Genomic DNA, 2,648 nt, shown 5'->3' on the forward strand with positions numbered 1-2,648 from the left:
ACAACGCGCCGCCCCAGCCGTCCCGCGCGCCCCGCAATTTAACCTCCCGTTGCCGCGCCCATGTGGCTTGGGTGACCTCCCGCATCGACAGGCTCCCCCACGCCAAATGCGGCGACAGCCGGGAACACGCATGTGCACCGGCCAAAGGCGAAGACATGGCTCGGCGATAGGTCCGACCGCGCGCCGTCAAGAACGACGACAAGACATCCTCCGCCGCCGCCCGTCCGCCTTTTTGACGCTCCCGCGCCCCGTCGGGTACCAAATTGAGGTCCTTTGCAGTGGGAATAGGCCCTGGCGATACGCCGGTTGGCTTCAGTACAGGCGCGTTGACAATCGGCTCCGCCATAAACCGATCCCACTGGGTCGCCCACCCATTGCGCGACGCCATCCGCCGTTGCACCCCGTGTTGCGGGATCTCGTGCCACAGCACACCTTTGGCGCGACACCACGCGCCGACCCGCATATCTCGGGCAAAGGTCCATCCGTTGCCGGTTTCTTCATGCGACCAAAGACCGTGCACACCCACGGTTTTGCGCAAGTCGTCCAACACGTCCAGCACGTCCCCAACCCGCACAATCAGCGGCTGCCCTAGGTCCGCAAGATCCTCTCGCAAACTCACAAGGGCCTCACGGGCAAAGTCCCAGTGCCGACAGGACACATCGTCAAGCTGCCAATAGGCAGGTTCCACCACAAACAACGGCACCACGGGCCCACGCTGTGCAGCATAGGTCAACGCCCGATGGTCCTGCACACGCAGGTCCCGTTTGAACCAGACGATTTGCACGTTTGTCTCCTCAGCCCATTTTTATGGATACGAAACCCAAGCGCTGGCGGACGACATCTGCCCAATCAAAAATGATCCTGCCCAAGCGCCACGGCGTACCCAAATCATTGCCAAACAAAGAGGTTCCAAGATGTTTCGCCCTATGCACCTGACGCTTGCCGCACTCGCCTTTCCCCTTATGTCCACAGCCGGGCATGCCGATCTCAGTGTTCGGTTCATTGAAGGCGCCCCCAAAGATCGCTTTGAAATCAAAAACGTCGGCGCCTGTGCGGTGACGGCCAGTACCCTCACGCTGGATCTCACCACCTCCCAGGGCGCACTTATTTTTGATGTCACAGGCAACGGCGCCGGTGTGGAGGTCTTCCAACCCTTTGAGGTCGTAGCCGGCCGCGAGGCCCTGACCACGCTGCCAACCATCGTGGATGGCCAAAACTCACTTGACTTACCGATTGCAACACTTGGTTCAGGAGAAAGCATCACCTTTACCGTTGACGTTGACGATACCCTCGGCGCGCGTGAAATCACTGTGACCGGCGCCGAAATCTCCGGTGCCACGGTGAAACTCGTCGGCGCCGAGCCCCCCCAAATGACGCGGTTTGACACACAAGCAAAGGCGCTAGTGACAGGCCTGACGTGCTAAGAAAACCACGGGCTTCCGACACAGGAACAGATCACCAGTGACAAAATGGACCATCCGCATCGCCTTTCTGATCTTGGTCATGGGGGGCGGCATTCTGATAGGCACCTTGACCGCTCCGGGGGCTTGGTACGTTGATCTCAACAAACCCGTTTTCAATCCCCCCAACTGGATATTTGCGCCGGTTTGGACAACTTTATATGTGCTCATCGCAATGGCAGGATGGCGCCAGTTCGAAGCACGCGACCACGGCTCTCTGTTGACCCTATGGTGGGCACAACTGGTCTTGAATTTCCTGTGGTCCCCAGCCTTCTTTGTACTGCAGATGCCTTGGTTGGCGCTTGTAGTGATTGCTGCGCTTTGGGCCACCATTGTGCTGTTCATCCGCGGCACTTGGGGCTGGGATCGCCTCTCTGCGGTTGCGTTCATTCCCTATCTGGCGTGGGTGAGTTTCGCGACGGTCCTGAACCTCTCGATTGCCCTGTTGAACTGAAGGAGGCCCACCCAATGAAATGGCGCACCGTGATCGCAACTGGTTTACTCGTCGCATTTGGCATCGGAGCGGCTAAGGCTGAAGACATGTTTGAAACCTTCGACACCAATCCGTCCACACGCTGGACATATTTTGCCGACACCGTCATGGGGGGCGTTTCTACCGGTGACGCCACATTTGAGCGCGATGCCTCCGGCAGCTTCGTTCGGCTGGCGGGCAACGTGAGCACCGACAACAATGGCGGCTTCATACAAGTGCGCCGCACTCTGTCAGACCGGTTGGCCGACACTACCAAAGGTGTGCGCCTAAAAGTGCGCGGCAACAGTGGGACGTATTTTTTGCACCTGCGTACCAAAGGCACACGGTTGCCTTGGCAATACTACCAGGCGCAGTTCGCCACTTCCCCGGATTGGACCGACGTTCAACTGCTCTTCAACGACTTCAAACCATCCGGCAGTTTCCTCCGAAAGACCCCTCGGGCGGACACCGTCACCTCTATTGCGATTGTGGCTTATGGGAGAGATCACACTGCCCTAGTCGATGTCAGTGAAGTGGACTGGTTTTAGGCGCGGACTGTGCGATTACAGAGACGTCGCAATCCGCGACTGTTCAACCACTGATACATCTCTTTAAGTCCTACCACAGGCGTTTTGCATCGCGGTCGTGTCTGACGTCAGACACTCAGCGACAACGGCTCCAGTTACGTCTCGGGTGACCTGGCTGAGTGGCTGCAG

The 2,648-nt window shown here is 58.4% G+C and carries 4 protein-coding genes; 3 read left to right on the forward strand and 1 reads right to left on the reverse strand.

Annotation, left to right across the window (positions count from 1 at the left end):
• The coding region (locus tag MK208_RS21040) for a deoxyribodipyrimidine photo-lyase (RefSeq protein WP_294119720.1) at nt 1-784 on the reverse strand (784 nt) is incomplete at its 3' end.
• Nucleotides 785-926: 142 nt separating this feature from the next.
• Between MK208_RS21040 and MK208_RS21045 the strand changes: the two genes are divergently transcribed.
• From MK208_RS21045 to MK208_RS21055, 3 genes are read left to right on the forward strand one after another with little or no spacing between them, the layout of a single operon-like run.
• Nucleotides 927-1,424 (forward strand): aggregation factor core, encoded by a 498-nt coding sequence (locus MK208_RS21045; protein WP_294119722.1) that lies wholly within the window; start codon nt 927-929, stop codon nt 1,422-1,424.
• Between the two features lie 37 nt (nt 1,425-1,461).
• Entirely contained in the window at nt 1,462-1,914 is a 453-nt protein-coding gene (locus MK208_RS21050) for a TspO/MBR family protein (protein ID WP_294119723.1), read from the forward strand.
• A gap of 14 nt (nt 1,915-1,928) precedes the next feature.
• Nucleotides 1,929-2,480 carry a CIA30 family protein gene (locus tag MK208_RS21055; RefSeq protein ID WP_294119725.1) on the forward strand — a complete coding sequence of 184 codons (552 nt, stop codon included), beginning with the start codon at nt 1,929-1,931 and terminating at the stop codon, nt 2,478-2,480.
• The last annotated feature ends 168 nt before the right edge of the window (nt 2,481-2,648 follow it).

The organism is Shimia sp. (genome assembly GCF_022448905.1).
Classification (GTDB): domain Bacteria; phylum Pseudomonadota; class Alphaproteobacteria; order Rhodobacterales; family Rhodobacteraceae; genus Shimia.